Genomic DNA, 24,808 nt, shown 5'->3' on the forward strand with positions numbered 1-24,808 from the left:
GAGTCAAACAATCTCAAAATTCTAGCACGCCGGAGTAATCTAGGATGGCGACGGTTCACCCCGCCCCGGCCGCCAAGGAGAAAGATGGAACCGATTTCAATCACGCCTGCCGCGACGCTGTCGCCGGAGGATCAGGACGCGCTGCGGCGCGCGAAGCAGGTGCTGGAAAGCCCGTCGCTGACGATGAAGCTGACGGGCATGCTGGGCGCGCCGGTCGAGAAGATGATCGCGCGGCTGCCGGACTTCGCGACCGGCAAGATCAACGATGCGACGCAGCTCGCGCTGCGCAAGTGCCTGAACATCGCGCTGCGCACGCTCGGCAAGCCGCAGACGCCCGATGCCGAGCCGGACAAGCCGAGCAACCTGCTGCACAAGCTCGCGGTCGCGACGACCGGCGCCGCCGGCGGCGCATTCGGCTTCCTCGCGCTGCCGGTCGAGCTGCCGGTGACGACCACGCTGATCTTCCGCTCGGTGTGCGACATCGCGCGCAGCGAGGGCGAGGATCTGGGCTCGGTCGATACGCAGCTGCAGTGCCTGGCCGTGCTCGGCATGGGCGGCAACCCGGACAAGGACGAAGAGGACGCCGATCTCGGCTATTTCGTGCTGCGCGGCGCGCTCGCGCAGGCGATTTCGAAGGCGTCGTCGGACATCACGACGAAAGGGATCGCCGCGCACAGCTCGGCGGCCGTGTTCAAGCTCGTGCAGACGGTCGCGTCACGCTTCTCGGTGCAGGTCACCGAGCAGATGGCCGCGAAGTCGATCCCGGCGATCGGCGCGGTGCTCGGCGCGACCGTCAACACGCTGTTCATCGACCACTTCCAGCAGATGGCGCACGGCCACTTCACCGTGCGCCGGCTCGAGCGCAAGTACGGCTCGGTGGCCGTCAAAGCCGCGTATCAGGCGATCGACGGCTCGCCGACGCGCTGAACCGCCCGCTCGACCGCGACGCGGCGCAGGAACGCGGCCGCCCGGTCGAGCGCGTCGCGCGCCTCCGGCACCATCGGCGCGTACAGCTGCCACACGTGCGGCATGTCGGGCCACACCTCGAGCTCCACCGGCACGCCGGCCGCCTTCGCCTTGTCGGCGACTCGGCGCGAATCGTCGAGCAGCACCTCCGTGCTGCCGACCTGGATAAAGAGCGGCGGCAGCCCGGTGAAACCCGCATAGAACGGCGACGCATACGGATGCGTGGCCGACGCATCCCCCAGATACAGCTTCGCCGCCTTCGGCAGCGCCGCGCCCGCGAACATCGGATCGGGGCCGTCGTTGCTGCGCATCGTGCCGCCCGTGCCGGCCAGGTCGGTCCACGGCGAGAACAGGATCGCGCCGGCCGGCAACGGTTCGCCGCGGTCGCGCAGCGCAACGAGCGTCGCGAGCGCGAGGCCGCCGCCCGCCGAATCGCCACCGAACACGATCGATTCGGGCGGCGTGCCGAGCGCGAGCAATTGCCGGTAGGCGGCCAGCGCGTCGTCGAGCGCGGCCGGGAAACGGTTTTCGGGGGCAAGCCGGTAGTCGAGCGAGAACGCGCGCACGCCCGCGCGCTTCGTGAGGCCGAACACGAGCGGCCGATGGGTTTTCGTCGAACAGAAGTAGTAGCCGCCGCCGTGGAAGTACAGCAGCGTGCGGCCGGGCCCGCGAGCGGCGAGCGCGTCGGTGCGTTCGAGCCATTCGCCGCGCAGCGGCGCGTCGCCGGGGCCGTAGCACTCGCGCAGCCGGTAGCCCGACGGCGCGCGACGCGGCACGATCATCCTCAGGTCGGTGAAGCGCCGCGCGCGGGCGGGATCGAGCACCGGGCGCGTCGTCTCGGGACGAAACTGCCAGCGCAGCAGCCAGCACGCGAACTTGCTTTGCCAACTCATCGAACACACTCCGTCATCGCAGTGTCACGATGGTACGTGCGATCGCCGCCGCGCCGCTCGACGGGAGCCTCTATATCAAACGCCGGCGCGCGCCCGGCCGGCTCAGTTCGCCGGCATCATCTGGCCGCGGATCTCGCCGGACGGATGCTCCTTCGTGTGCACGTTGAAGTACCACTTGCCGCTCATCAGGTCGGTCACCTGCGCGTCGGTGAGCTCCTTCGCACCCTTCATCGGGCTCGCCAGCTCGTCCTTCGGGACCGGCACCTGCACGCCGGCGTTCTGGCCGACCGGCGCGGGCCCGTGGAAGTGCGCGGCGGTCGCCGGCCCGGTGAGGTGTTCGTACGTCGCCGTCCAATGCAGCATGTGGGTGGCCGTGTCGTAGGTGGCGTCGACGGCGCCGGAGCCCTTCGTCGCGGTGGGCGGCACCTCGCTCGACGGCTGCAGGTTGGCGGACAGGCGCACCGTTTCGGCAGCGGCACCGCCGGCGGCCAGCACGCCCGCGAGCAACGCCACCTGGAGCAAACGCAGCTTCGGCATGAATCCTCCTTGAACGACGTGGTACGCCACCCGGATGGGGACGTGACATGATGGTAGACGATCGCCGCCGATCCGGCAGCCCCATGCGGCGTCGGCGCCTGCCGGAATCTGGAACAGACCTTTCCAGCGGGAGCGCTGAATCCGCGCGCGGCCTTTCGCTACACTTCGTTTCACAGTTGCTTGTTTCCTTCGTCCGAAGGAGTCTGCGAGTATTCACGCGGCCATCCGGCCGCGTTTTTTTTTGCCCGCGCGGCACGGCCACCGTCCGACACGACGACGTGACGACGCACCGCGCGCACGGTCATGCTCCGTAACAGGTTGTTGTGCAAACCCGCGTCGACACCGGCTTGCGCGCGCGGGACAATGCCCGGGTGTTGTCGTGACTGGAAAGTGAACCGTGCCGGCCCACCTCCCGATGCCCTGCCCGACCCGCCCCGTCCGTGTCCGCCCGCTGCTGGCGAGCCTCTGCTCCATCGCCGCGTTTTACGGCGCACCTGCCGACGCGCAGGAATTCTCGCTGTTCGCCGGCTCGCTGTGGGGCGGCGGCGACCGCTCGTATGCGTGGGCGTTCGACTATCAGGAAGGCTTGAGCGCGCATACCGCGCTCGGGTTTACCTGGTACAACGAAGGCCACATACCGAATCATCACCGCGATGGCCAGGCGGTGCAGTTCTGGGGCCGCGTGCCGCTCGAGAATCGCCGCTTCGTGCTGTCGGCCGGCGTCGGCCCGTATCGCTACTTCGACACCGTGCCGGCCGGCGAAGGCCGCGGCTACTCGAACACGCACGGCTGGGGCGTGCTGATGAGCGTGCGCGCCGCGTATTACACGTCGCACCGCTGGATCGCGCAGTTGCAGCTCAATCGCGCGCAGGTGTTCAGCGGCCCGGCCACGACGTCGGTGATGTTCGGCGTCGGCTACCAGCTCGACGCGCCCGACACGCCGGGCCCGCGCGACACCGCGCTGCCGCGCACGCGCAAGGTCACGAACAACGAAGTCACCGCGATGCTCGGCGAGACGATCCTCAACAGCCGCTCGTCGCCGTCGACGCTCGGCGGCAGTCTCGAATACCGGCGCGGTCTCACCCGCTCGATCGACTGGACCGCGACGTGGCTGTACGAAGGCGCGAAACAGGGCGTCCGTCGCAACGGCATCGCATCCCAGCTGTGGCTCACGCGCGCATTCCTGAACGACAAGGTCACGCTGTCGGCCGGCGCCGGCGCGTACGTCACGGTCGATCAGCACAATCGCGCAGCCGAGCCGAACGCGGCCGGCGGCCGGCTCTCCGGCATCGTGTCGATTTCGGCGAGCTACCGAATCTCGGATCGCTGGCTCACGCGCGTCACGTGGAACCGCGTGGTCACGCGCTACGACCGCGACACCGACGTGATCCAGGCCGGCCTCGGCTACCGGTTCTAGCCCGCGCGCAGCGCCTGCCTCACGCGCGATAGCCGGGATCGATGCGATCGACGATGCGCTGCAATGCGTCGAACGCGTCCTGCCCCGCGCCGTGCTTCGGATCGAAATTCAGCGAATCGCGCACGCAACCCTCGAGCACCGGCGGCGCGATCGGCAGTGCGTCGCCGATCGCATGGGTCGCGACCTGCACCTCGCACGCGCGATTGAGCAGCCACATCAGCGAGAAGGTCTGCGCGAGCGTCGCGCCGATCGTCACGGGCCCATGATTGCGCAGCAGCAGCACGGGCCGCCCGCCGGCGCTCTCGACGATGCGCCGCCCTTCCTCGAGATGCACGGTGATGCCCTCGAAATCGTGATACGCGATCTTCCCGTACAGCTGCGCCGAATAGAAGTTCGAGAACGACAGCCCGTCGCGCGAGCAGCACACGGCCATCGTCGGCGTCGTATGCACGTGCATCACGCAGTGCGCGTCGGGCAGCGCCGCATGGATCGCGCTGTGGAACGTGAAGCCGGCCGGGTTGATCGGCCAGTCGGAATGTCCGATCACGTTGCCGTCGATGTCGATCTTCACGAGGTTCGACGCGCATACCTCGCGGTAATGGAGCCCGAACGGGTTGATCAGGAAATGGCCGTCCTCGCCCGGCACGCGCAGCGAGATATGGTTGTAGATCAGCTCGGTCCAGCCGAGATGGTCGAAGATCCGGTAGGCGGCCGCGAGCTGCACGCGCGCCTGCCATTCGGCCTCGGAGAAACGGGCGGGACGCGTGAACGGCTGGTTCGGTACACGTTGCATGGGGCACTCCGGTGGCGGACGGGCGCGGCCGCGCGGGCGGCTGCGTGCATCGTCGGTCGTCTGCTGGCGCCGCACGCGGCGCGGGCTGCATGGTCGGCTGGTTGGGCTTCGTCAGGCGCGTCGTTCGGCGCCGGTCCGGCCCGCATTGCGCGAGCCGTCCGCCGGCGCCTTCACGATGCGCATATCGTTGCGCACACAACCATATCACCTTTCCCCGCGCACCGGAATCGCGGGTTTGGCCTGAGTCGTTCCGGCCCTTACAGCTGATCGTCGACCGGCAGCAACATGAAGATGCCGGTCATCACGTTGCGCTTCAGCCCGGCATGCGGATCGACGTGATACGTGCTCGGCTGACCGCCGTCCACGCCGGTCCATTCGAGCGAAGGCCGGCCGCCGTCAGCCTGCTTCGCGAGCGTGACGCGATAGCTTTCGTCGGGCGCCGTCACGCGCGCGAAGATCGCCGCGGCCTGCTGCGCGAGCACCGGGCTGTGGATCACGAGCGCGAGCTCGGTGTTGAGGTGCGCGGAGCGCGGGTCGAGGTTCAGCGACCCGATCACGAGGATTTGCCGGTCGATCACGTACGCCTTCGCATGCAGGCTCGCCCGCGAGCGCGAGCCGAACAGCCGGGTCGGCGGCTGGTCCGGCTGCGCCTTGAATTCGTACAGCTCGACGCCGCGCTGCAGCAACGGGATGCGATAAGGCGCATAGCCGGCCTGCACCGCGACCGCGTCGGTCGCCGCGAGCGAATTCGTGACGATCGCGACGCGCACGCCGCGCGCGGTCGTATCGCCGAGGATCTTCACGCCGGCGTCGTGCGGCACGAAGTACGGCGAGAACGCGAGGAATTCCTTGCGCGCGCCGCGCGCGAGCTCGCCCAGGCGCTGCATCGGCGGGCTCACGTACGCGTCGGTCGGCCGCGCGATCTTGTCCGGCGCATCGACCTTGAATTCGGCCGGCGCCCACACGAGCTCGAGTTGGTCGCGCGCGATCTGCTGCGCGAGCGGTGTCGCGTTCAGCGGCTTCGCGTTGTATGGGTCGGCGTTCTTGCGCCAGTGCTCGCGCAGCTCGTCGCGCATCGCGTCGAGATCCTTCGGATCGAACTTCTGATGATTCAGCACGCGCAGCGGATAGCTGCTCGCACTCGCCCAGTAGTCGTCGAAGCTCTTCGAGATGTCGTGCGTCACGGGGCCGGCCGCGAGCACGTCGAGATCGCGGAACTGCAGCGTCGGGCTCGCGCTGAAATATTCGTCGCCGAGATTGCGGCCGCCGACGATCGCGAGCTGGTTATCCGCGATCATCGCCTTGTTGTGCATCCGGCGCGTGAAGCTGTCGATCCGCGTGAAGAAGTTGGCCGTGCGCTCGACCATGCCGCGCTGCGACGCGCCGAACGGGTTGAACACGCGGATCTCGATGTTCTGATGCGTGTTCAGCGCGGCCATCACGCGGTCGATGTCGTCGAAGTTCAGGTCGTCGACCAGCATCCGCACGCGCACGCCGCGATCGGCCGCGTACAGCGCCGCGCCGAGCAGCAGCTTGCCGGTCGTATCCTCGGTCGCGATGTAGTACTGCATGTCGAGCGTCTTCGTCGCCGCGCGCGCGAGCGCGATGCGCATCTGCAACGCGGTGGCGCCGTCGGCGAGCAAGCGGAAGCCCGACTGCCCCGGATGCGCGGCTTCCGGCGCGGCCAGCGCATCGCGCAGCGGGGTCGCGGTATCGGCAGACAACGCGTGGGACACGGGGCGATCGAGCGAGGTGGCGGGCGGGTGCGTCGCGCAGGCGACGAGCGGCAGCAGCGCGCAGACGATCAGCGCGCGGGCCGGGCGGCACACGGCGCGCCACGACAGCGCGGCCGGCGCGCGCCGAATCAAAGACGTAAGCACGGAAACTTCCTCGACAGGCGGATCAATGGGTCCGCGATCGCCGCGGCGCGCGGCTGACAGGCGGCTCCAGCCGATTCTAGTGGGCGCCGGATGAACCGGTCAATCGCGCGGCCGGCGCGGGTGGCGCCGCGCCGCAGCAAAACGCGCGTCGCCCGCGGCGCGCGCCTCGGCCCGGCGGCCTGCGGCTCGCGACCGTCCGCCGTGCGGGCCTGCGGCGGCCATGGTCCAACCAATCTCATGGCGCGTCGCCGCTTCGCTCGAAGTGGCTGCGCACGTAGTCGATATGCGTCTGCATCGCGGTGCGCGCCTCTTCGGGCCGCTGCGCGCAGATCGCGTCGCACACCACCCGGTGCTGCTGCAGCAACAGCTCCGACGCCTCGTCGTGCGTCGTCATCCCCGCGACGTTGATCGAGATGTGCTCGCGCAGCATCCCGATCACGCTCGTATGCAGGTGCAGGAACATCGTGTTGTGCGACGCGAGCGCGATCGCCTCGTGCAGCTTCGCATCGGCCGACGCCTCGACGGCCGCATCGTCGTTCGCGTGCGCGGTTTCGAGCTCGCGCAGCAGCGCGCGGATCCGGCGCCGGTCGCTCGCGTCGGCGCGCAGCGCGGCGAAATACGCGGTCGCGCCTTCGAGCACGCGACGGAATTCGAGAATATCGTCGCGCAACGCCGGGTGGTCGGCGACCAGCTGGCCCCACGGCGACGCGATGCCCGCGCGCAGTTGGTCCGTCACGTACACGCCCGCGCCGCGCCGGCTCTGCAGCAGCCCGCGCGCGACGAGCCGCTGGGTCGCCTCGCGCACCGTATTGCGCGCGACGCCGTACTGCTGCGCGAGCACACGCTCGGCCGGCAGCCGCGCGCCGGCCTGCCACGTGCCGTCGAGCAGCGCCGTCTCGATCTTGCGCATCACCACTTCGGTCCGGCCCCGTGCCGTCATCGCCGCCATCGCCGTCTCCCCATCCGAATATCCCGTCGCGTCGATTGGCCCAACCAATTTGAGCTTCGGCGCCGTCGCGGGAATTATGCAGCGAAAGCGAAATCGTCGTCCCGCATGCGCATGCCGGGCCGCCGCACCTGGAGCGAGACATGAACGAAAGGCACTACCCCACCGCCGCCCCCGCGCACGTCTACCTGTTCGCGACCTGCCTGGTCGACCTGTTCGTCCCCGAAGCCGGGCTCGACACGGTGCGCCTGCTGGAACGCGAAGGCCTGACCGTCCACTATCCGCGCGGCCAGAGCTGCTGCGGGCAGCCTGCGTACAGCAGCGGCAATCCCGACGAGGCGCGCCGCGTCGCGGCCGCGCAGCTCGACGTGTTCGCCGAGCCCTGGCCGGTGATCGTGCCGTCCGGCTCGTGCGCAGGCATGATCCGGCACCATTGGCCGGCGCTGTTCGCCGACGATCCCGTGCACGGCCCGAAGGCCCGCGCGATCGCGGAGCGCACCTACGAACTCGCCGAATTCCTCGTCCATGTGCTCCATGTGCGGCTCGATGCCGTCACCGCGAACGCCGGCCCGGACGAACGCGTGGTGCTGCACACGTCGTGCGCGGCCCGCCGCGAGATGGGCACCCGCGTGCATGGCGTCGCGCTCGTCGACGCGCTGCCGGGCGTCACGCGCATCGAACATGAACGCGAGTCGGAATGCTGCGGCTTCGGCGGCACGTTCTCGCTGAAACATCCCGACATCTCCGGCGCGATGGTGACCGACAAGGTCGCATCGGCCTGCGCGACTGGTTGCAAGCGCCTCGTATCGGCGGACTGCGGCTGCCTGCTGAACATCGGTCACGCGGCCGAGAAGGCTGGCGCCCCCCTGCCCGTCGAGCATCTCGCGAGCTTCCTGTGGCGCCGCACGGCAGGTGCCGGCTCGCTGCGCGGGGATGCGCAATGAGCGCGCGCGACGCGATCCTCGCGCGCCTGCGCGCCGCCGCGCCCGGCGTCGCCGCGAATGCCGCACCGGCGCTCGATGCGCGCATCGACACGCATTACGCCGCACGGCGCGCGCCCGCCGCACCCGACCCGCTTGCGCTCGCGCAGACGATGCAGGCCGCGCTCGCCGCGTCGCATGCCGATGTCTGGTGCGCGAGCGCCGACGCGTGGCCCGCGCAGCTTGCCGCGCGTCTGGCCGACGCCGGCGTGCGCCGCCTGCTGCTCGACCCGGCCCGCGCCGAATCCGCGGCGCTCGCGCGGGCGCTGCCCGACGCGGTCGCGCCGGTGCCGTTCGACCGGCCGATCGACGCGTGGAAAGCCGAGCTGTTCGACACGATCGACGCGGGCTTCACCGTCGCGCGCTCGGGCATCGCGGCGACTGGCACCGTCGTGCTCGCGCCCGACGCCGGCACGCCGCGCACGGTGTCGCTGGTGCCGCCGCTGCACGTCGCGCTCGTCCACGCCAACACGCTGCATGCCGACCTTCACGCGGCCGTGCACGCGGAGCGCTGGCACGCGGGCATGCCGACCAACGTCGTGCTGGTGTCGGGCCCGTCGAAGACGTCCGATATCCAGCAGACCCTCGCGTACGGCGCACACGGCCCGCGCCACCTCTGGGTCGTGATCGTCACCGGGCCGGCCGCCGAACCGGCCGCAACCGCCCGCCAGGAGCTGCCGCGATGAGCGACCAACCGCTGCAATTCGTCGCCCCCGGCGACTTCAAGGCCCGTGCGCGCGCCGCGCTGGACGATCCCGCGCTGCGCCAAAGCTTTCGCGGCGCGATGGACTTCCTGCAGGGCAAGCGTACGTCCCAGTTCCCCGACGACACCGAGCTGCAGCAACTGCGCGATCTCGGCGAAGCCGTGCGGCAGCACGCGCTCGCGCAACTGCCGGCGCTGCTCGAGCGGCTGGAGGCAAAACTCACCGCCGCCGGCGTGCAGGTGCACTGGGCCGAGACGGCCGCCGACGCGAACGCGATCGTGCTCGGCATCGCGCAGGCGAACCACGCGCGCCGCGTGATCAAGGGCAAGTCGATGGCGAGCGAGGAAATCGAGCTGAACCATTACCTCGCGGATCACGGCGTCGATTGCATCGAGTCCGACATGGGCGAGTTCATCGTGCAGCTCGCGGGCGAGAAGCCGTCGCACATCGTGATGCCGGCGATCCACAAGACGCGCAGCGACATCGCCGAGCTGTTCGAGCGGCACATCCCCGGCACGCGCTACACGGAGGACGTCGACGAGCTGATCCAGACCGGCCGGCGCGCGCTGCGCCGCGCGTTCGCGGAAGCGGACATCGGCCTGTCCGGCGTGAACTTCGCGGCGGCCGACACGGGCACGCTGTGGCTCGTCGAGAACGAGGGCAACGGCCGGCTGTCGACCACCGTGCCCGATACGCACGTCGCGATCATGGGGATCGAGAAGGTCGTCGAGAAGCTCGAGCACATCGTGCCGCTGTCGAGCCTGCTGACGCGTTCGGCCACCGGCCAGGCGATCACGACCTACTTCAACCTGATCTCGGGCCCGCGCCGCGAAGGCGAACGCGACGGCCCGCGCGAGCTGCATCTCGTGCTGCTCGACAACGGCCGCACGCAGGCGTACGCGGACGAACAGTTGCGCGCGACGCTGCAGTGCATCCGCTGCGGCGCGTGCATGAACCATTGCCCCGTCTATACGCGCATCGGCGGCCACGCGTACGGCACGACCTATCCCGGCCCGATCGGCAAGATCATCTCGCCGCACCTGCTCGGCCTCGACGCGACGGCCGACCTGCCGACCGCGTCGACGCTGTGCGGCGCATGCGGCGAGGTGTGCCCGGTCCGAATTCCGATCCCGCAGCTGCTGGTGCGGCTGCGCACCGAGGCGAACCGCAAGCCCGACGAACCCGTCGCGCATCCGCTGCGCGGCCAGGGCGCGAACTACAACCGCGCGGAAGACCTCGTGTGGCGCTTCTGGTCGGGCGCGTTCGCGCATCCGCGCGCGTATCGCGCGTTCCGCTGGACCGCGACGCGGCTGCGCGCGCTGACGCCCGCGAAGCAGATGGGCTGGACGCAGCACCGCACGCCGCTCGAGCCGGCGCCGCGCAGCCTGTCCGACCTGCTGCGCGCGCGCGGCCAGCCCGAATAGAACACCCCGCTTTCAAACCCGTACCCCGATAAATCCATGGAGGAGACAACCATGCAGGTTTGGCATCAGATCTACACGCCGCTCGGCAGCCTCGGGCTGTCGGCGTTCGTCGCCGCAATTCCGATCATCTTCTTTTTCATCGCGCTCGCCGCCCTGCGGATGAAGGGGCACGTGGCTGCCGCGATCACGCTGCTGCTGTCGCTCGGCGTCGCGATCGTCGCATACGGGATGCCCGTGCCGCAGGCGCTCGCGGCGGCCGGCTTCGGCTTCGCGTACGGCCTGTGGCCGATCGCGTGGATCATCGTCGCGGCCGTGTTCCTGTACAAGATCGTCGTGAAGACCGGCCAGTTCGACATCATCCGCGCGTCGGTGCTGTCGATCACCGACGACCAGCGGCTGCAGATGCTGCTGATCGGCTTCTCGTTCGGCGCGTTCCTCGAAGGCGCCGCCGGCTTCGGCGCGCCCGTCGCGATCACGGCCGCGCTGCTCGTCGGCCTCGGCTTCAAGCCGCTGCACGCGGCCGGCCTGTGCCTGATCGCGAACACCGCGCCGGTCGCGTTCGGCGCGATGGGCATTCCGATCATCGTCGCCGGGCAGGTGACGGGCATCGACCCGCTCCACATCGGCGCGATGGCCGGCCGCCAGCTGCCGCTGCTGTCGCTCGCGGTGCCGTTCTGGCTCGTGTTCATGATGGACGGGCTGCGCGGCGTGCGGCAGACGTGGCCGGCCGCGCTCGTCGCGGGCGGCAGCTTCGCGGTCACGCAGTACTTCACGTCGAACCACATCGGGCCCGAGCTGCCGGACATCACGTCGTCGCTCGTCAGCCTCGTGTCGCTGGCCGTGTTCCTGAAGGTCTGGCAGCCGAGCAGCGCGAAGCAGACGGCAGGCGGCGTCGTCACGTCCGGCGGCGGCGCGGCGCTCGCGGGGTTCGGCGCGGGCGGCAACGGGTCGGGCGCAAGCCGCCAGGCGTCGCCGTACACGCTCGCGCAGACCGTGCGCGCGTGGTCGCCGTTCCTGATCCTGACGGCCGTCGTCACCGTGTGGAGCATCGCACCGTTCAAGGCGCTGTTCGCCGCGCACGGCGCGCTCGCGTCGACCGTCCTGAAGTTCCATGTAGCCGGGCTCGACCAGCTCGTCGTGAAGACCGCGCCGATCGCCGCGACGCCGAAGGCACTCGACGCGGTGCTGAAGCTCGACCTCGTGTCGGCGGTGGGCAGCGCGATCCTCGTGACCGCGCTGATCTCGATGGCGCTGCTGCGGATGAAGCCGCGCGACGCGCTCGTCACGTTCGGCGAGACGCTGAAGGAACTCACGCGCCCGATCCTGTCGATCGGCCTCGTGCTCGCGTTCGCGTTCGTCGCGAATTACTCGGGGATGTCGTCGACGCTCGCGCTGATGCTGGCCGGCACCGGCGCCGCGTTCCCGTTCTTCTCGCCGTTCCTCGGCTGGCTCGGCGTGTTCCTGACCGGTTCGGACACGTCGTCGAACGCGCTGTTCTGCTCGCTGCAGCAGGCGACCGCGCACCAGCTCGGCGTGCCCGAGACGCTCGCGGTCGCCGCGAACACGACGGGCGGCGTGACCGCGAAGATGATCTCGCCGCAGTCGATCGCGGTGGCATGCGCGGCGACCGGCCTCGTCGGCAAGGAGTCCGATCTGTTCCGCTTCACGGTGCGCCACAGCTTGCTGTTCGCGGTGATCGTCGGCCTGATCACGCTCGTGCAGGCCTACGTGCTGCCGGGAATGGTGCCGTAAGCGGGCGGCGCGGCCGCTTTCCGGGCCCCAAAAACAAAACCCCACGCCCGAAAGAGCGTGGGGTTTTGGTTCATCCCGGGCGCCGGACGAAGCCGGCGCCACGATCGGCGATCAGCTGCCCTTCGTGATGCGATCCTGGATGTGCTGCGCACGGCTCGACGACGACGGGTGCGAGCTCATCATCGAGCTCTTGCCGCCATCGAGCTGCGCGAGTTTCTGGAACGCGGTGACGAGGCCCTTCTGGTTCATGCTCTTTTGCTTCATCAGATCGAACGAGTAGTCGTCGGCCGCGCTTTCCTGCGTCTGCGAGAACTGCGCGTTGATGAACTTCTCGGTGATGTCGCCGAGCTGCAAGCTCGTCAGGGTCGCGACGCCCGGCGATGCCGCGCCGGCCGCGGTGCGCGCCGCGCTGACCGCGTAGGCGGTCTGCATCGCCTTCTTCGAGTGACCCAGTGCGACGTGGCCCATTTCATGACCGATCACGCCGCGCAGTTCGTCGTCGTTCATCATGTCCATCAGGCCGCTATACACGCGCACGCAGCCGTTGCCCATCGCCCACGCGTTGACGTCCTTGGTCATGTAGACCTTGTAGTTGATCTTCTGGCCGTTCAGCGTCATGTCGCCGAAGCCCTTCATCACCTTCGTCAGGCGCTTCGCGTACGCGCTGTTCGGCGCGGCGATCTTCGATTCGGCGTCGCTCGACTTGCACGAGTCGTTCGACAGTGCCGCGATGTCGCTGTCCGACAGCGTCGCCGCCTTGTACAGGTTGGTCCCCGCCGACGTGAGGCTGTTCGCGTCGAGATTCTGCACGCCGCCGCATGCGCTCAACAGGAACGCCATGCCACATGCTGCCGCCGCTTTCTTGATATGCATCCCGGATCCCTCGGTAGTTGTAGTTGGGAGCGGCGATTTTGCATAATCCGGCAGAAAATTACCAGATGTTTACATCGAATGACAGGTTGATTACCGGCCGATCCGGAATGAACGGCGCAATTCCTCAACCGATTGATGACGAACCGGCGGTCAATCGCGGCGGCCGGGCGACCGGCTGAATGCGGTACGCGGCCGGCGCATCAGCCGCCGAGCGGCCAGCATCGGCAGCCGCACCACGAAACCGGCAAACAGCCGCAGGTGCATCCACGCGAGCAGCGCGTTGTCGCGACCGTAGTGGAAATGCGACACACCGCCCTCGTGCGCGCCGAAGTAGCGCACCGGCGCCTCGATACGGATCGGCCGCACGCCGGCCCAGCACAGCCGCACGGCCGCTTCCGGATCGAAGTCGAAGCCGCGCATCCACGGCTGCCGATGCATGATCGCGGCGAGCGGCGCGACCGGATACACGCGAAAGCCGTACAGCGAATCGCCGATCCCGGCCCACAGCGTCTCGAGGTCGGCCCAGCCGTTCGACAACCGCCGGCCCTGCACGCGCAACTGCGGCGCGCTCGCGTCGAACTTCGGCAGGCCGAGCACCATCGCGTCCGGGCTCGCCTGCGATGCGGCCATGAATTCGGGGATCAGCTCGGCCGGATGCTGGCCGTCGGAATCCATCGTCAGCACGTGCGTGAAGCCGCTCGCGGCCGCCGCGTCGAGGCCGGCCAGCACCGCCGCGCCCTTGCCGCGGTTCTCCGGCAGGACGATCACGCGCAACCCCGGATCGCGCTCGGCCATCGCCTGCAGCCGCTCGGCGCTGCCGTCGGTGCTGCCGTCGACGACGACCCACACCGGATTCCACTGCGCGCGGGCGTTGCGCACGGTCGTGTCGACCTTGAGGCCCGGGTTGTAGCTCGGAATCAACACGAGATGGGTGGACGAGGCGTGCAGCTTGGACATGGGAACGGCCGATTGCGAAGACGATGATCCTGACAAAAGTGTATGACCTGCGGGCGCGCGCCGACAGGCTTCCTCGACGCCGCCCGGATGCGGCGACGGATCGCGCAGCGACAGGCCCGCGCGCTTCACGACAGTTGCTCCAGCGGATGGCCGGCGCTCGCGTCGATCTCGACCAGCAGATCGTCGCGGCACACGTGCGCGTGGACGAACAGGGCGCGCACGTCGGCGCCGGCCGCATCGCGCAGCGCGCGTTCGATCGCGGCGAGCGCCGCGGTGTCGCCGGCGTCGCGCACGTAGACGCGATAGCTCAGGTCCGCGAGCGTGAACGGGCCGTGCCCCTGCCGCGCGGCCTGCTCGAGCACGGCCGCCAGGTTCGCGATCGTCTCGCGCGTTTGCGCGACGACGTCGCCACGATGCACGGTGCGGTGCCCGACGATGCTGGCGGTGCCCGATACGAACAGCAGCGGTGCCGCAGCGCCGTCGGTCCATGCGGCCGCGCGCGCGAACGTCGGCGCACGCGGGCCGTACTCGGCCGGGTAGTGATACGCGCTGACCTGGCGCGGGTTCTCGACCGGATCGGCCGGCGTGCGGCTCGCGATGAAATGGATCGCGAGCGGCGCGGCCGGCGGCGTGTCGCCCGTGACCGGCACGACCGAACCGAGCGCGCAGGCGGCCGGCACGCTGCCCGTCAGCGCGCGGCGGCACGCGTCGAACGCGCGCTGCCTGCCGATATTGAACTGACGATAGCGTTCGATCCCGAACTGCTGCGCATTGATCGCCGGCACCGTGTTCCAGATCCGCAGTGGATGCGGCAGACCAAGCGTATCGAGCACGTCGAACAGCGCGCCGTACGCATCGTATGTCGCGCGTTCGAGCGGCGTGCCGCCGTCGCGATCGAGATCGGTCGTTTCCTGCGCTTCCTGCGTTTCCTGCGTTTCCTGCACGACGATGCTGCCGAACACGAGCCCCGCGGTTTCGCTGTAGCGGTACTGCAGCGCGCCGCGTCGCGCGCTGCGCAAGTCGGGTGCGTCGCACTGCCAGATTTCGCAGACCGCGCCGCCGCGTGCGTGGCCGCCGGCATCGAGCAGCGTCATCGGCACCGGTGCGAGCGGCAGGTCGGGCGCGGCGACGGCGAGCATGCGTGCCATCGCATCGGCCGGCGATCCGGCCGCGCCGATGCACACCGCGCCCAGCGCGCCCGGAAACAGGTGCTCGAATGCGTCGCCCCGCTGCTGCGCATCGCGCAGCCGCGCGGCCAGCCGTGCGTGATCGATCCGGGCGAGTCGCAGCGCACGGCTGCCGCCCTTCGTCGCGGGCGGGATGCCCGCTCGTGATGCGGCAGGCGCGGCTGCCGTGTGTCCGGGCGCGACCGCGTTCGGGGCGGACGACAGGGAACATGCTTGCCGTTCGGCGTCGACTGGATGCACTGACACTTCGATTTCCTCACTATGCGGCGCGGGCTCGCGGCACCGCGGCCACGCGCCGCGTTGCGCGCCGTTGCTTCGCGTCAAGCCGTCGTCATGCGAGCCCGCCGTTGACGGACAGCACCTGCCCCGTCACATAGGCGGCCGCATCGGATACCAGATACGCGACCATCGCCGCGACTTCGTCGGGCCGGCCCGCGCGTTGCGCCGGCACGAGCTGCTTGATCCGTTCGGCGGGAAACGCATGGTCGGCCATCGGCGATTCGATGATGCCGGGCGCGACCGCGTTCACCGTGATACCGCGCGACGCGAGCTCCAGCGACAGCGACTTCGTCGCGCCGATCAGCCCCGCCTTCGCGGCCGCGTAGTTGACCTGCCCGCGATTGCCGGTCACGCCTGCGACCGACGCGATGTTGACGATCCGTCCGCGCCGCGTGCGGATCATCGGCAGCAACAGCGGCTGCGTGACGTTGAAAAAACCGTTGAGCGTCACGTCGATCACGCTGTGCCATTGCCGGCGCGACATGCCGGCCATCGGCGCGTCGTCGTGAATGCCCGCGTTGTTGACGAGGATCTGCGCCGGCGCGTCGTCGACGAACGGCGCGAGCGCGGCGAGCGTCGCGTCGCCATCGGTCACGTCGAACGCGATCGCGTGCGCGATGCCGCCGGCCGCGACGATCTGCTGCGCGACGGCCTCCGCCTGCGCGAGATTCCGGTTCGCGTGCACCCAGACTTCGTGACCGGCCTGCGCGAGCGCCGTGCAGATCGCCTGCCCGAGTGCGCCGCTGCCGCCCGTTACGAGCGCCCGCATCGACTTGCTCCGTTCATCGCGTTTCACCTCGATCGACGCGGCGGCAGGTCGTCCAGCGACGGCCGCTGCGTGCGGTAATCATCCGTGTGCCACGTCGTGTGCGCCCGTCACTTCGTGCGATGCGCGGCGACGTACGCGGCAAGCGCGCCGAGCGTCGCGAAGATCTGTTTGTTGTCCGGATTGTCCGAGCGCAGCTCGAAGCCGTATTTCTTCGAGATCAGCAGCGCGATTTCCAGGATGTCGATGGAGTCGAGCCCGAAGCCCTCGCCGTACAGCGGGGTCCCGGCCGTCACCGTTTCGAGCGGGACGTCTTCGAGATTCAGTTCGCCGATGATCAGCGTGGCGAGCTCTTGTTCCAGTGCGTTCATCATGCTTGCGGGCAGGCGGCCCATGGCAGCGGGAGGCACCCGGAAACGGCAACCGTCATGCATGCCCGGCGCGTGCGAAGCACGCGCGAATCTCCGTCCCTCCGGCGTCTGCCGGCTTCCCCGCCTGCGTTATTGGGGGTCGTTTGTAAAAGTTACGCGGATTCTAGTGGATGGGTGTCGGTGCGTATACCGTGAATGGTTACAGACTGAAGGGCCGCGCCGCGGCCGGTTTCGGGCCCCGATCGCAGCAGACGCTTGAGCCGCTTCGGATGGAAATGGATCGTCGCCGCGAAAGCGTCGGTGCGCTGCCATACATTCGGTTACAAAACCCGCCAGCGCCCGTCTCGAACCGCCACGCCGCGGCCCTAAAATGGCGTGCACGACAGCCGGCCCGGACAAGCGTCCCGGCCGCCATTCATATGATGTTTGACGGCCCGACGAACGCGTCCGGCCCCCCGATCCGTCCGATGTTTCCAGCAGCCATGCCGCGCCCGTCCGTTTGCCTCGCTCCGGTTTGCCCGCCCGTGCTCCACTGTGCCGCGGCCGCCGGCGACGACGCGCGCCCACGTCGCGCGCCGGGAGCACCGCGATGAGCACGCCGCTCGCCATCGCGCGCGGTGTCGGCGCGCTCGCCGCGGTGGCGGCGTACCAGGTCGGCGCGCATTACGCGGCCGCGACACCCGGCGCGCATGGCGTCGGCCTCGCGATGGCGCTCGTGCCGCCGCTGCTGCTCGCGCTCGGTGCGGCATGGCGCTCGCCGAGGCGCTCGTGGCTCGTGCCGGCGTGGCTACTGGCCGCCGTCGCGCTGTGGGCCGCGCGCATCCCGCTCGCGCGCCATTTCGAATGGGGCCTATATCTGGAACACGCGAGCTTCAACGTCGCGATGGCGCTGCTGTTCGGCCGCACGCTCGCGGCCGGCCAGATGCCGCTGTGCACGCGTTTCGCGACGATGATCCACGGCACGATCACGCCGGCCGTCGCGCGCTACACGCGGCGCATCACGCTCGCGTGGACGCTGTTCTTCGTCGCGATCGCCGCCGTGTCGACGCTGATGTTCGCGACTGCGCCGATCGTCGCGTGGTCGACGTTCGCGAACTACCTGTCGCTGCCGCTCGTCGCCGTGATGTTCGCCGCCGAGCATGCGTGCCGGCGCTTCGCGCTGCCGCACGAGGCGCGGCCGCGGATGGTCGACGCGGTGCGCGCGTACCGCGCGTCGACGCAACCGTCACGATGAATTCATGGCCGGCGCGGCGCCGCATCGCGGCCGCGCCGGTCACCGCTTCCCGCTCTAGCCGATTTATGCCGACTCACCCGCTGGTATTCCATTCCTCGCCGGACCAGACGATCGCCTGGCGCGACGGCGCGCCCGTCACCGTGCGCGCGTTCGTCGCCGACATCGCACGCGTGGCCGCCGCGCTGCCCGCCGGCGGCCACGTGTTCAACGTGTGCCGCGACCGCTACCGCTTCGCGGTCAGCCTGTGCGCGGCGCTCGTCTCCGGCAGGATCAGCCTGCTGCCGTCGACGCATACGCCGGAGATGGTGCGCCAGCTCGCGTCGTTCGCACCGGACGCGTTCTGCCTGCACGACGCGCCCGACTGCACGATCGACCTGCCGCGCTTCGCGTATCCGGACGCCGCCGCCAGCGACCTGCCCGACGACGCACCCTGCGTGGTGCCGCAGATCGACGCGGCGCGGATCATGGCGTACGTGTTCACCTCCGGCTCGACCGGCGCGCCGGTGCCGCACCGCAAGACCTGGGGCTTCCTGGTCGGCTGCGTGCGCGCGGCGGCCGACCGCCTCGGCCTGCTCGACGGCTGCGCGGCCACGCTGATCGGCACCGTGCCCGCGCAGCACATGTACGGCTTCGAGTCGACGGTGCTGCTCGCGCTGATCGGCGGCCTCGCGTTCAGCAATCGCCAGCCGTTCTATCCGGGCGACATTCGCGACGAACTCGACGCGATCCCGCAGCCGCGCGTGCTCGTCACGTCGCCGATTCACCTGCGCGCGCTGCTGTCGGCCGGCCATGCGCTGCCGCCGGCCGCGCTCGTGCTGTCGGCCACCGCGCCGCTGTCGGAAAAACTCGCGTGCGAAGCCGAGGCCGCGCTCGATGCGCCGCTCGTCGAGATCTACGGCAGCACCGAGACCGGCCAGATCGCGACGCGCCGCACGTCGCAGGGCGCGACCTGGCAACTGTTCCCGGGCATCCGGCTCGATGCGCGTGATGCGTGTGATGCGCATGACGCGCCGGATCGCGACGCCGCGGGCGACGACAGTGGCTCGACCGTGTGGGTATCGGGCGGACACGTCGAGGCCCCCGTGCCGATGGGCGACGCGCTCGAGCTGCTCGGCGACGGCCGGTTCCTGCTGCACGGCCGCAAGGCCGACCTCGTCAACATCGCCGGCAAGCGCACGTCGCTCGCCTATCTGAATCATCAATTGAATGCGATTGCCGGCGTCGTCGACGGCGTGTTCTTCATGCCGGACGAAGCCGCGCCGGCCGACGCCGATGCGACCCGCGAACCGGTCACGCGCCTCGTTGCGCTCGTGGTCGCCCCGACGCTCGCCGCGGCCGATCTGCAGCGCGCGCTGCGCGAGCGGATCGATCCTGCGTTCATGCCGCGTCCGCTCGTGTTCGTCGATACGTTGCCGCGCAACGAAACGGGCAAGCTGCCGCGCGACGTGCTCGCCGCGCTCGTCGCCCGGCACGCGCGCGCCGCCGCGGCCGACGTGCGCGAGCGCAGCGAGACGGATGCGCCGCTCGCGTTCACGATTCCCGCCGAACACCCGGCGCTGCCCGGCCATTTCCCTGGCCATCCGATCGTGCCGGGCGTCGTGCTGCTCGATCACGCGATCGCCGCGCTCGGCGCATCGCTGAACCGCCCGCTGGATACGTGGCGGCTGGCTTCCGCGAAATTCCTGAGCCCGGTCGCGCCCGGCGAACCGCTCGATCTCGCGTTCGATGCGGCGGCAGGCGGTGCAATCCGCTTCACGCTGCGCGCCGGCGCGCGCGACGTCGCGACCGGCGTGCTGTCCGCGCCGCCGGCCGCACCGGAAGGCGCGCAGCCATGAAGCGCACCGCATGGGCCGAGCGCCAGGAACGCAGCAACGCGGCGCTGCTGCGCGCGATGACCTGGATCTCGCTGCGGTTCGGCCGGCAGCCGTCGCGCGTCGTGCTGCACGCCATCGCGGCCTATTTCGTGCTGTTCTCGCCGGCCGCCCGCGCGGCGTCGCGCGACTACCTGCGCCGCGTGCTCGGCCGTCCAGCGCGCTGGCGCGACGTGTACCGGCACGTGTTCACGTTCGCGGCGACGATCCACGACCGCATCTACCTGATGAACGGCCGCTTCGACCTGTTCGACATCCGGCTGCACGGCGAAACGCGGGTGGACGAAGCGCTCGCCGGCGGGCGCGGCGCAGTGCTGATGGGCGCGCACCTCGGCAGCTTCGAAGTCGTGCGGGCGATCGGCCGCACGCGGCCGGACCTGCGCGTCGTCGTCACGATGTTCGAAGAGAACGCGCGCAAGATCAACGCGACGCTCGCCGCCGTGAATCCGGCCGCGAAGCCGGAAGTGATTCCGCTCGGGCAGGTCGACTCGATGCTGAAGGTGCGCGAGCGCCTCGACGCGAACTGCATGGTCGGGATGCTCGCCGACCGCACGCTGCTCGACGACGCGGCCGCGTCGATGCGGCGGCTGCCGCTGCTCGGCGCGCCGGCCGCGTTCCCGCTCGGGCCGCTCTACATGGCCGCGATGCTGCGGCGCCCGGTGCTGTTCATGACCGGCCTCTATCGCGACGGCAATCGCTACGACGTGCACTTCGAGACGCTCGCCGATTTCTCCGACGTGCGCCGCGACACGCGCGCGGCGGCCGTCGATGCGGCGCTCGCGCGCTACGTCGCGCTGCTCGACCGGTATTGCCGCGCGGCGCCGTACAACTGGTTCAACTATTTCGATTTCTGGCAGACCGGCGACGCCGCCGCGCGCCGCGACGATGCGCGCGCGTGCACCGGGCTGCCCACCCCGAGGGATTCCGACGCATGACCGCCGTTCGCCGCTTCCTGTCACTGTTGCCGCTGTCGTTCCTGCTCGCGCCGCGCCGCGCCGCGCGCGTGTTCGCCGTCACGGCCGCCGTCGCGCTCGCGCTGCCCGCGCAGGCGGCCGACACCGGTTCGGCATGGACCCTCGACCGGCTGATGTCGACGCTCGCGCAGCACAAGTCCGGGCGTGCCACGTTCACCGAGACCAAGACACTGTCGATCGCCGCGCAGCCGCTCGAATCGTCGGGCGAGCTCGTGTTCGTCGCGCCCGACCATCTCGAGAAGCACACGCTGAGCCCGAAGCCCGAACATCTCGTCGTCGACGGCGACATGCTCACCGTCGAGCGCAACAACCGCAAATTCACGCTCGCGCTCGCGCGCTACCCCGAGCTCGGCGCATTCATCGACAGTATCCGCGCGACGCTCGCCGGCAACCGCTACGCGCTCGAGCAGGTCTACAAGGTCGCGCTCGCCGGCCGTGGCGACGACTGGACGCTCACGCTCACGCCGCTCGATTCGCGGATGCTGAAGGTCGTCAGCACGATCACGCTCGACGGCACGCGCGACGTGTTGCGCAGCGTCGCGATCCGGCAGGCCGACGGCGACCATTCGACGATGCGCCTGCAACCCGTCCCGGCGAACTGATGGACGAACGCACCCGGCCGCCCACACCCGTCACCCGGCGCCTGCCCGCCTGGCGGCAACACGCCGTGCTCGTGTGGCTGCTCGCGCTCGTCGCATGCGCGATCGCGATCGCCCGCGCGAATTTCACGGCCGATTTGTCCGCGTTCCTGCCGCGCGCGCCGAGCGCCGGGCAGCGCGTGCTCGTCGAGCAACTGCGCGACGGCATCGTGTCGCGGCTGATCCTCGTCGCGATCGACGGCGGCGATGCGGCCACGCGCGCCGCGCTGTCGCGGCGCGTCGCCGGCACGCTGCGCGCCGACCGGCAATTCTCGGCGATCAACAACGGCGAAGCCGTGAACGACGCACGCGACCAGCAGTTCGTGTTCGATCATCGCTACCTGCTGAGCCCGGCCGTCACGCCGCAACGCTTCAGCGCGGACGGCCTGCACCAGGCGCTCGGCGACAGCCTCGACCTGCTGGGCTCGTCGGCGGGCCTCGTCGCGAAGGCGATGCTGCCGCGCGACCCGACGGGCGAAGTGACCGCGCTCGTCGACCAGCTCGACAGCGGCGCGCAGCCCGCCGTGCGCGACGGCGTGTGGGCGTCGCGCGACGGCACGCGCGCGGTGCTCGTCGTGCAGACGGCTGCCGCCGGCTCCGACACCGACGCGCAGGCACGCGCGATCGACGCGGTGCGCCGCGCGTTCTCCGCCGCGACGCAGACGCTGCCGAACCCGGCCGCGTACACGCTCGCGATGACCGGCCCCGGCGTGTTCTCGGTCGACACGCGCGACACGATCCGGCACGACGTCGAGCGGCTGTCGACCGCGAGCCTCGTGCTGATCGTCGCGCTGCTGCTGACGCTGTACCGCTCGCCGCGCACGCTCGCGCTGGGGCTGCTGCCGGTGCTGACGGGCATCGCGGCCGGCATCGCGGCGGTTAGCGTCGCGTTCGGCACCGTCCACGGGCTGACGCTCGGCTTCGGCACGACGCTGATCGGCGAGGCCGTCGACTATTCGATCTACCTGTTCGTGCAATCGTCGCAGGCCGGCTCGCGCGGCGCCGCGCGGCCCGCCGACGCGATGCGCGCGTGGCTCGCCGCATACTGGCCGACGATCCGGCTCGGCGTGCTCACGTCCGTGTGCGGCTTCGCGTCGATGCTGTTCTCCGGCTTTCCGGGCCTCGTGCAGCTCGGGCTCTATTCGATCGTCGGGCTGACGGCCGCCGCGCTCGTCACGCGCTACGTGCTGCCGCACCTGCGCGGCGAGCATGTCGCGATTCGCGACGTGTCGCGCATCGGCGCGGTGCTCGCGCGTGCGGCCGCCGCGGCGCCGCGGCTGCGCTGGCCGCTCGCCGTGCTCGTGCTCGCCGCGTGCGCGACGCTCGTGCTGCATCGCGACGGCCTGTGGAGCCGCGAGCTCGCGGCGCTCAGCCCTGTTCCCGCCCGCGCGCAGGCACTCGACGCGCGCCTGCGCGCCGATGTCGGTGCGCCGGACGTGCGCTACCTCGTCGTGATTTCCGCGCCGACCGAACAGGCCGCGCTCGAACGCGCGGAACGGGTCGCCGCGCAATTGCAGCCGCTCGTCGATCGCGGCGCGCTCGCGGGCTTCGAAAGTCCCGCGCGCTACCTGCCGAGCGACGCCGCGCAGCGCGCGCGCCAGGCGAGCCTGCCGGACGCGGACGCGCTCGCGGCGCGGATGCGCGCGGCTGTCGCGAACCAACCGATCTCGGTCAGGCCGGAGGTGTTCGCACCGTTCGTCGCCGATGTCGAAGCCGCGCGCCACGCGCCGCTGCTCACGCGCGCCGACCTGCGCGGCACGTCGATGGCGCTCGCCGTCGACGCGCTGCTGACCGAGCGCGCGGGCCGCTGGAGCGTGATGCTGCCGCTGCGCGCGCCGGACGCCGCGCGCACCGCGTCGACGGCCGCGCCCGCACTCGACGCGGCGCCGATCCGCGCGGCCGTCGCGCGCGCCGGCGTACCCGACGCGCTGTTCGTCGACATGAAGGCCGAGGCCGACCGCCTGTACGTGAACTACGTGCATGAGGACATCCGGCTGTCGCTCGCGGGTTTCGCGGCGATCGCCGTGCTGCTGCTGATCGCGCTGCGCTCGCCGCGCCGCGTCGTGCGCGCGCTCGCGCCGCTCGTCGCGGCCGTAGTCGTGGTGACGGCCGGCTTCGCGCTCGCCGGCGTGCAGTTGACGATCCTGCACCTCGTCGGGATGCTGCTGATCGTCGCGGTCGGCTCGAACTATGCGCTGTTCTTCTGCAAGCGCGACGACGCGCAACCGGTCACGCCATACACGCTCGTGTCGCTGCTGATCGCGAACCTCGCGACGGTCGCCGGCTTCGGCCTGCTCGCGCTGTCGCGCGTCCCGCTGCTCGAAACCTTCGGGCTGACCGTCGGCCCCGGCGCGATACTCGCGCTGGCGTTCGCGGCGATTCTCGCGCCGCGCGCCGCGGCCGCGAACGGCCGTCCCCATGATCCGACAGGAGCTCGCGCATGAACGCGCCGTCATCCGTTTCACCGCGGCAGCCCGGCGATGCGCGCCGCTGGAAGCCAACGCCGCTGATCGCGGGCACCGCCGCGCTGCATGCGGGCGCGCTCGCGGCCGTCGTCGCGCAGCCGGCCGCGTGGCCGTGGGCCGCCGGCGGCGTGGTCGCCTCGCATCTCGCGCTGACGGCCGCCGGCCTGTGGCCGCGCAGCGCACTGCTCGGGCCGAACTGGACACGGCTGCCGGCCGATGCCGGCCGCCGGATCGCGCTGACGATCGACGACGGCCCGGACCCCGACGTCACGCCGCGCGTGCTCGACCTGCTCGATCGTTACGATGCACGCGCAACCTTCTTCTGCATCGGCGACCTCGCGCGCCGCCATCCGCAGTGGATCGAAGCGATCGTCGCGCGCGGCCACGCGGTCGAGAATCACAGCCAGCGGCACCGGCATACGTTCTCGCTGTCGGGGCCCGCCGCGCTGCGGCGCGAAATCGCCGCCGCGCAGCAGACGCTGACCGAGATCTCCGGCATGCGACCGCGCTTCTTCCGCGCGCCGGCCGGCCTGCGCAATCCGTTTCTCGAGCCGGTGCTCTGCGAGCTCGGCCTGCAGCTCGCCAGCTGGACGCGCCGCGGCTTCGACACGCGCGAGCACGATGCGGACACCGTCACACGCCGCCTGCTGAACGGCCTGGCGCCTCAAGACATCCTGCTCGTGCATGACGGCCATGCGGCGCGCGATGCGCGCGGCGAACCGGTCGTGCTCGACGTGCTGCCGGCGCTGCTGCGCGCGGCCGCCGACGCGCGGTTGCAGTGGACCACGCTGCGCGCCGCGCTCACGCCCGAACCGTCCGAACCGCCCGGCCAGCCGGGGATGCCGGCACCCCCGTTTGATAAAATCTGACCATGCCCGGCGCGATTCGCCAGCCCTGCTGC

Annotated in this window: 22 protein-coding genes; 12 read left to right on the top strand and 10 right to left on the bottom strand. The window is 70.4% G+C overall.

Translation table 11 applies throughout. From position 1 onward, the window contains the following. Nucleotides 1–84: 84 nt before the first annotated feature. A complete protein-coding gene (locus SB771_RS06605; RefSeq protein WP_011657912.1) occupies nucleotides 85–927 on the top strand; it encodes an EcsC family protein in 843 nt (280 codons plus the stop codon). Here the strand turns inward: SB771_RS06605 and SB771_RS06610 are convergent. Together SB771_RS06610 and SB771_RS06615 are read right to left on the bottom strand one after the other, a co-directional pair. After that, nucleotides 897–1,859 (bottom strand): alpha/beta hydrolase, encoded by a 963-nt coding sequence (locus SB771_RS06610; RefSeq protein ID WP_175660407.1) that lies wholly within the window; start codon nucleotides 1,857–1,859, stop codon nucleotides 897–899. The genes SB771_RS06605 and SB771_RS06610 overlap by 31 nt on opposite strands. A gap of 102 nt (nucleotides 1,860–1,961) precedes the next feature. Continuing rightward, nucleotides 1,962–2,396, bottom strand: a complete 435-nt coding sequence (locus SB771_RS06615; protein ID WP_011657914.1) for a CHRD domain-containing protein — start codon at nucleotides 2,394–2,396, stop codon at nucleotides 1,962–1,964. Nucleotides 2,397–2,811: 415 nt separating this feature from the next. On the opposite strand from SB771_RS06615, the gene SB771_RS06620 reads away from it, so the two are divergent. After that, nucleotides 2,812–3,813: a hypothetical protein gene (locus SB771_RS06620; protein ID WP_175660439.1), complete on the top strand. Its 1,002-nt coding sequence runs from the start codon at nucleotides 2,812–2,814 to the stop codon at nucleotides 3,811–3,813. 19 nt (nucleotides 3,814–3,832) lie between these two features. Here the strand turns inward: SB771_RS06620 and SB771_RS06625 are convergent, their stop codons facing one another. From SB771_RS06625 to SB771_RS06635, 3 genes are all read right to left on the bottom strand, one after another. After that, nucleotides 3,833–4,606, bottom strand: coding sequence for a class II aldolase/adducin family protein (locus SB771_RS06625; RefSeq protein ID WP_006497398.1), 774 nt, complete (start codon nucleotides 4,604–4,606; stop codon nucleotides 3,833–3,835). Nucleotides 4,607–4,863: 257 nt separating this feature from the next. Beyond that, a complete protein-coding gene (locus SB771_RS06630) occupies nucleotides 4,864–6,486 on the bottom strand; it encodes a phospholipase D family protein (protein ID WP_175660408.1) in 1,623 nt (540 codons plus the stop codon). A 235-nt stretch (nucleotides 6,487–6,721) separates the two neighbouring features. Further along, a complete protein-coding gene (locus SB771_RS06635) occupies nucleotides 6,722–7,435 on the bottom strand; it encodes a FadR/GntR family transcriptional regulator (protein WP_175660409.1) in 714 nt (237 codons plus the stop codon). Between the two features lie 140 nt (nucleotides 7,436–7,575). Between SB771_RS06635 and SB771_RS06640 the strand changes: the two genes are divergently transcribed. The 4 genes from SB771_RS06640 to SB771_RS06655 are packed head-to-tail and all read left to right on the top strand — an operon-like array spanning nucleotide 7,576 to nucleotide 12,292. Then, nucleotides 7,576–8,376, top strand: coding sequence for a (Fe-S)-binding protein (locus SB771_RS06640; RefSeq protein WP_175660410.1), 801 nt, complete (start codon nucleotides 7,576–7,578; stop codon nucleotides 8,374–8,376). Next, the gene (locus SB771_RS06645) at nucleotides 8,373–9,098 is read left to right on the top strand and encodes a lactate utilization protein C (RefSeq protein ID WP_175660411.1); all 726 of its coding nucleotides are present in this window, start codon (nucleotides 8,373–8,375) and stop codon (nucleotides 9,096–9,098) included. Before SB771_RS06640 ends, SB771_RS06645 begins: the two co-directional genes overlap by 4 nt. Then, complete coding sequence (locus SB771_RS06650; protein WP_175660412.1) at nucleotides 9,095–10,540, top strand: LutB/LldF family L-lactate oxidation iron-sulfur protein; 1,446 nt, start codon at nucleotides 9,095–9,097, stop codon at nucleotides 10,538–10,540. Before SB771_RS06645 ends, SB771_RS06650 begins: the two co-directional genes overlap by 4 nt. A gap of 51 nt (nucleotides 10,541–10,591) precedes the next feature. Beyond that, nucleotides 10,592–12,292, top strand: coding sequence for a lactate permease LctP family transporter (locus tag SB771_RS06655; protein ID WP_175660413.1), 1,701 nt, complete (start codon nucleotides 10,592–10,594; stop codon nucleotides 12,290–12,292). Nucleotides 12,293–12,403: 111 nt separating this feature from the next. On the opposite strand, the gene SB771_RS06660 is transcribed toward SB771_RS06655, so the two are convergent. The 5 genes from SB771_RS06660 to SB771_RS06680 form a co-directional block, all read right to left on the bottom strand. Beyond that, nucleotides 12,404–13,165 (bottom strand): M48 family metalloprotease, encoded by a 762-nt coding sequence (locus SB771_RS06660; protein WP_410721768.1) that lies wholly within the window; start codon nucleotides 13,163–13,165, stop codon nucleotides 12,404–12,406. 150 nt (nucleotides 13,166–13,315) lie between these two features. Next, complete coding sequence (locus SB771_RS06665) at nucleotides 13,316–14,122, bottom strand: glycosyltransferase family 2 protein (RefSeq protein ID WP_175660415.1); 807 nt, start codon at nucleotides 14,120–14,122, stop codon at nucleotides 13,316–13,318. A 125-nt stretch (nucleotides 14,123–14,247) separates the two neighbouring features. Then, nucleotides 14,248–15,555 carry an endoribonuclease L-PSP gene (locus SB771_RS06670; protein ID WP_175660416.1) on the bottom strand — a complete coding sequence of 436 codons (1,308 nt, stop codon included), beginning with the start codon at nucleotides 15,553–15,555 and terminating at the stop codon, nucleotides 14,248–14,250. An 85-nt stretch (nucleotides 15,556–15,640) separates the two neighbouring features. Further along, a complete protein-coding gene (fabG, locus tag SB771_RS06675) occupies nucleotides 15,641–16,357 on the bottom strand; it encodes a 3-oxoacyl-ACP reductase FabG (protein WP_175660417.1) in 717 nt (238 codons plus the stop codon). Nucleotides 16,358–16,464: 107 nt separating this feature from the next. Then, nucleotides 16,465–16,749: a phosphopantetheine-binding protein gene (locus tag SB771_RS06680; protein ID WP_006755109.1), complete on the bottom strand. Its 285-nt coding sequence runs from the start codon at nucleotides 16,747–16,749 to the stop codon at nucleotides 16,465–16,467. Nucleotides 16,750–17,314: 565 nt separating this feature from the next. Between SB771_RS06680 and SB771_RS06685 the strand changes: the two genes are divergently transcribed. The 6 genes from SB771_RS06685 (at nucleotide 17,315) to SB771_RS06710 (ending at nucleotide 24,776) form a co-directional block, all read left to right on the top strand. Continuing rightward, nucleotides 17,315–17,959, top strand: a complete 645-nt coding sequence (locus SB771_RS06685; protein ID WP_175660418.1) for a hypothetical protein — start codon at nucleotides 17,315–17,317, stop codon at nucleotides 17,957–17,959. Between the two features lie 65 nt (nucleotides 17,960–18,024). Then, nucleotides 18,025–19,794, top strand: coding sequence for an AMP-binding protein (locus tag SB771_RS06690; protein WP_175660419.1), 1,770 nt, complete (start codon nucleotides 18,025–18,027; stop codon nucleotides 19,792–19,794). After that, a complete protein-coding gene (locus SB771_RS06695; RefSeq protein WP_175660420.1) occupies nucleotides 19,791–20,765 on the top strand; it encodes an acyl-CoA synthetase in 975 nt (324 codons plus the stop codon). The genes SB771_RS06690 and SB771_RS06695 overlap by 4 nt, the downstream gene beginning before the upstream one ends. Then, nucleotides 20,762–21,406 carry an outer membrane lipoprotein carrier protein LolA gene (locus tag SB771_RS06700; RefSeq protein ID WP_175660421.1) on the top strand — a complete coding sequence of 215 codons (645 nt, stop codon included), beginning with the start codon at nucleotides 20,762–20,764 and terminating at the stop codon, nucleotides 21,404–21,406. The genes SB771_RS06695 and SB771_RS06700 overlap by 4 nt, the downstream gene beginning before the upstream one ends. Next, complete coding sequence (locus SB771_RS06705; RefSeq protein WP_175660422.1) at nucleotides 21,406–23,886, top strand: MMPL family transporter; 2,481 nt, start codon at nucleotides 21,406–21,408, stop codon at nucleotides 23,884–23,886. The genes SB771_RS06700 and SB771_RS06705 overlap by 1 nt, the downstream gene beginning before the upstream one ends. Then, nucleotides 23,883–24,776 carry a polysaccharide deacetylase family protein gene (locus tag SB771_RS06710; RefSeq protein WP_175660423.1) on the top strand — a complete coding sequence of 298 codons (894 nt, stop codon included), beginning with the start codon at nucleotides 23,883–23,885 and terminating at the stop codon, nucleotides 24,774–24,776. The genes SB771_RS06705 and SB771_RS06710 overlap by 4 nt, the downstream gene beginning before the upstream one ends. The last annotated feature ends 32 nt before the right edge of the window (nucleotides 24,777–24,808 follow it).

It is taken from the genome of Burkholderia sp. SIMBA_051 (assembly GCF_046534915.1).
GTDB classification, from domain to species: Bacteria; Pseudomonadota; Gammaproteobacteria; order Burkholderiales; family Burkholderiaceae; genus Burkholderia; species Burkholderia ambifaria.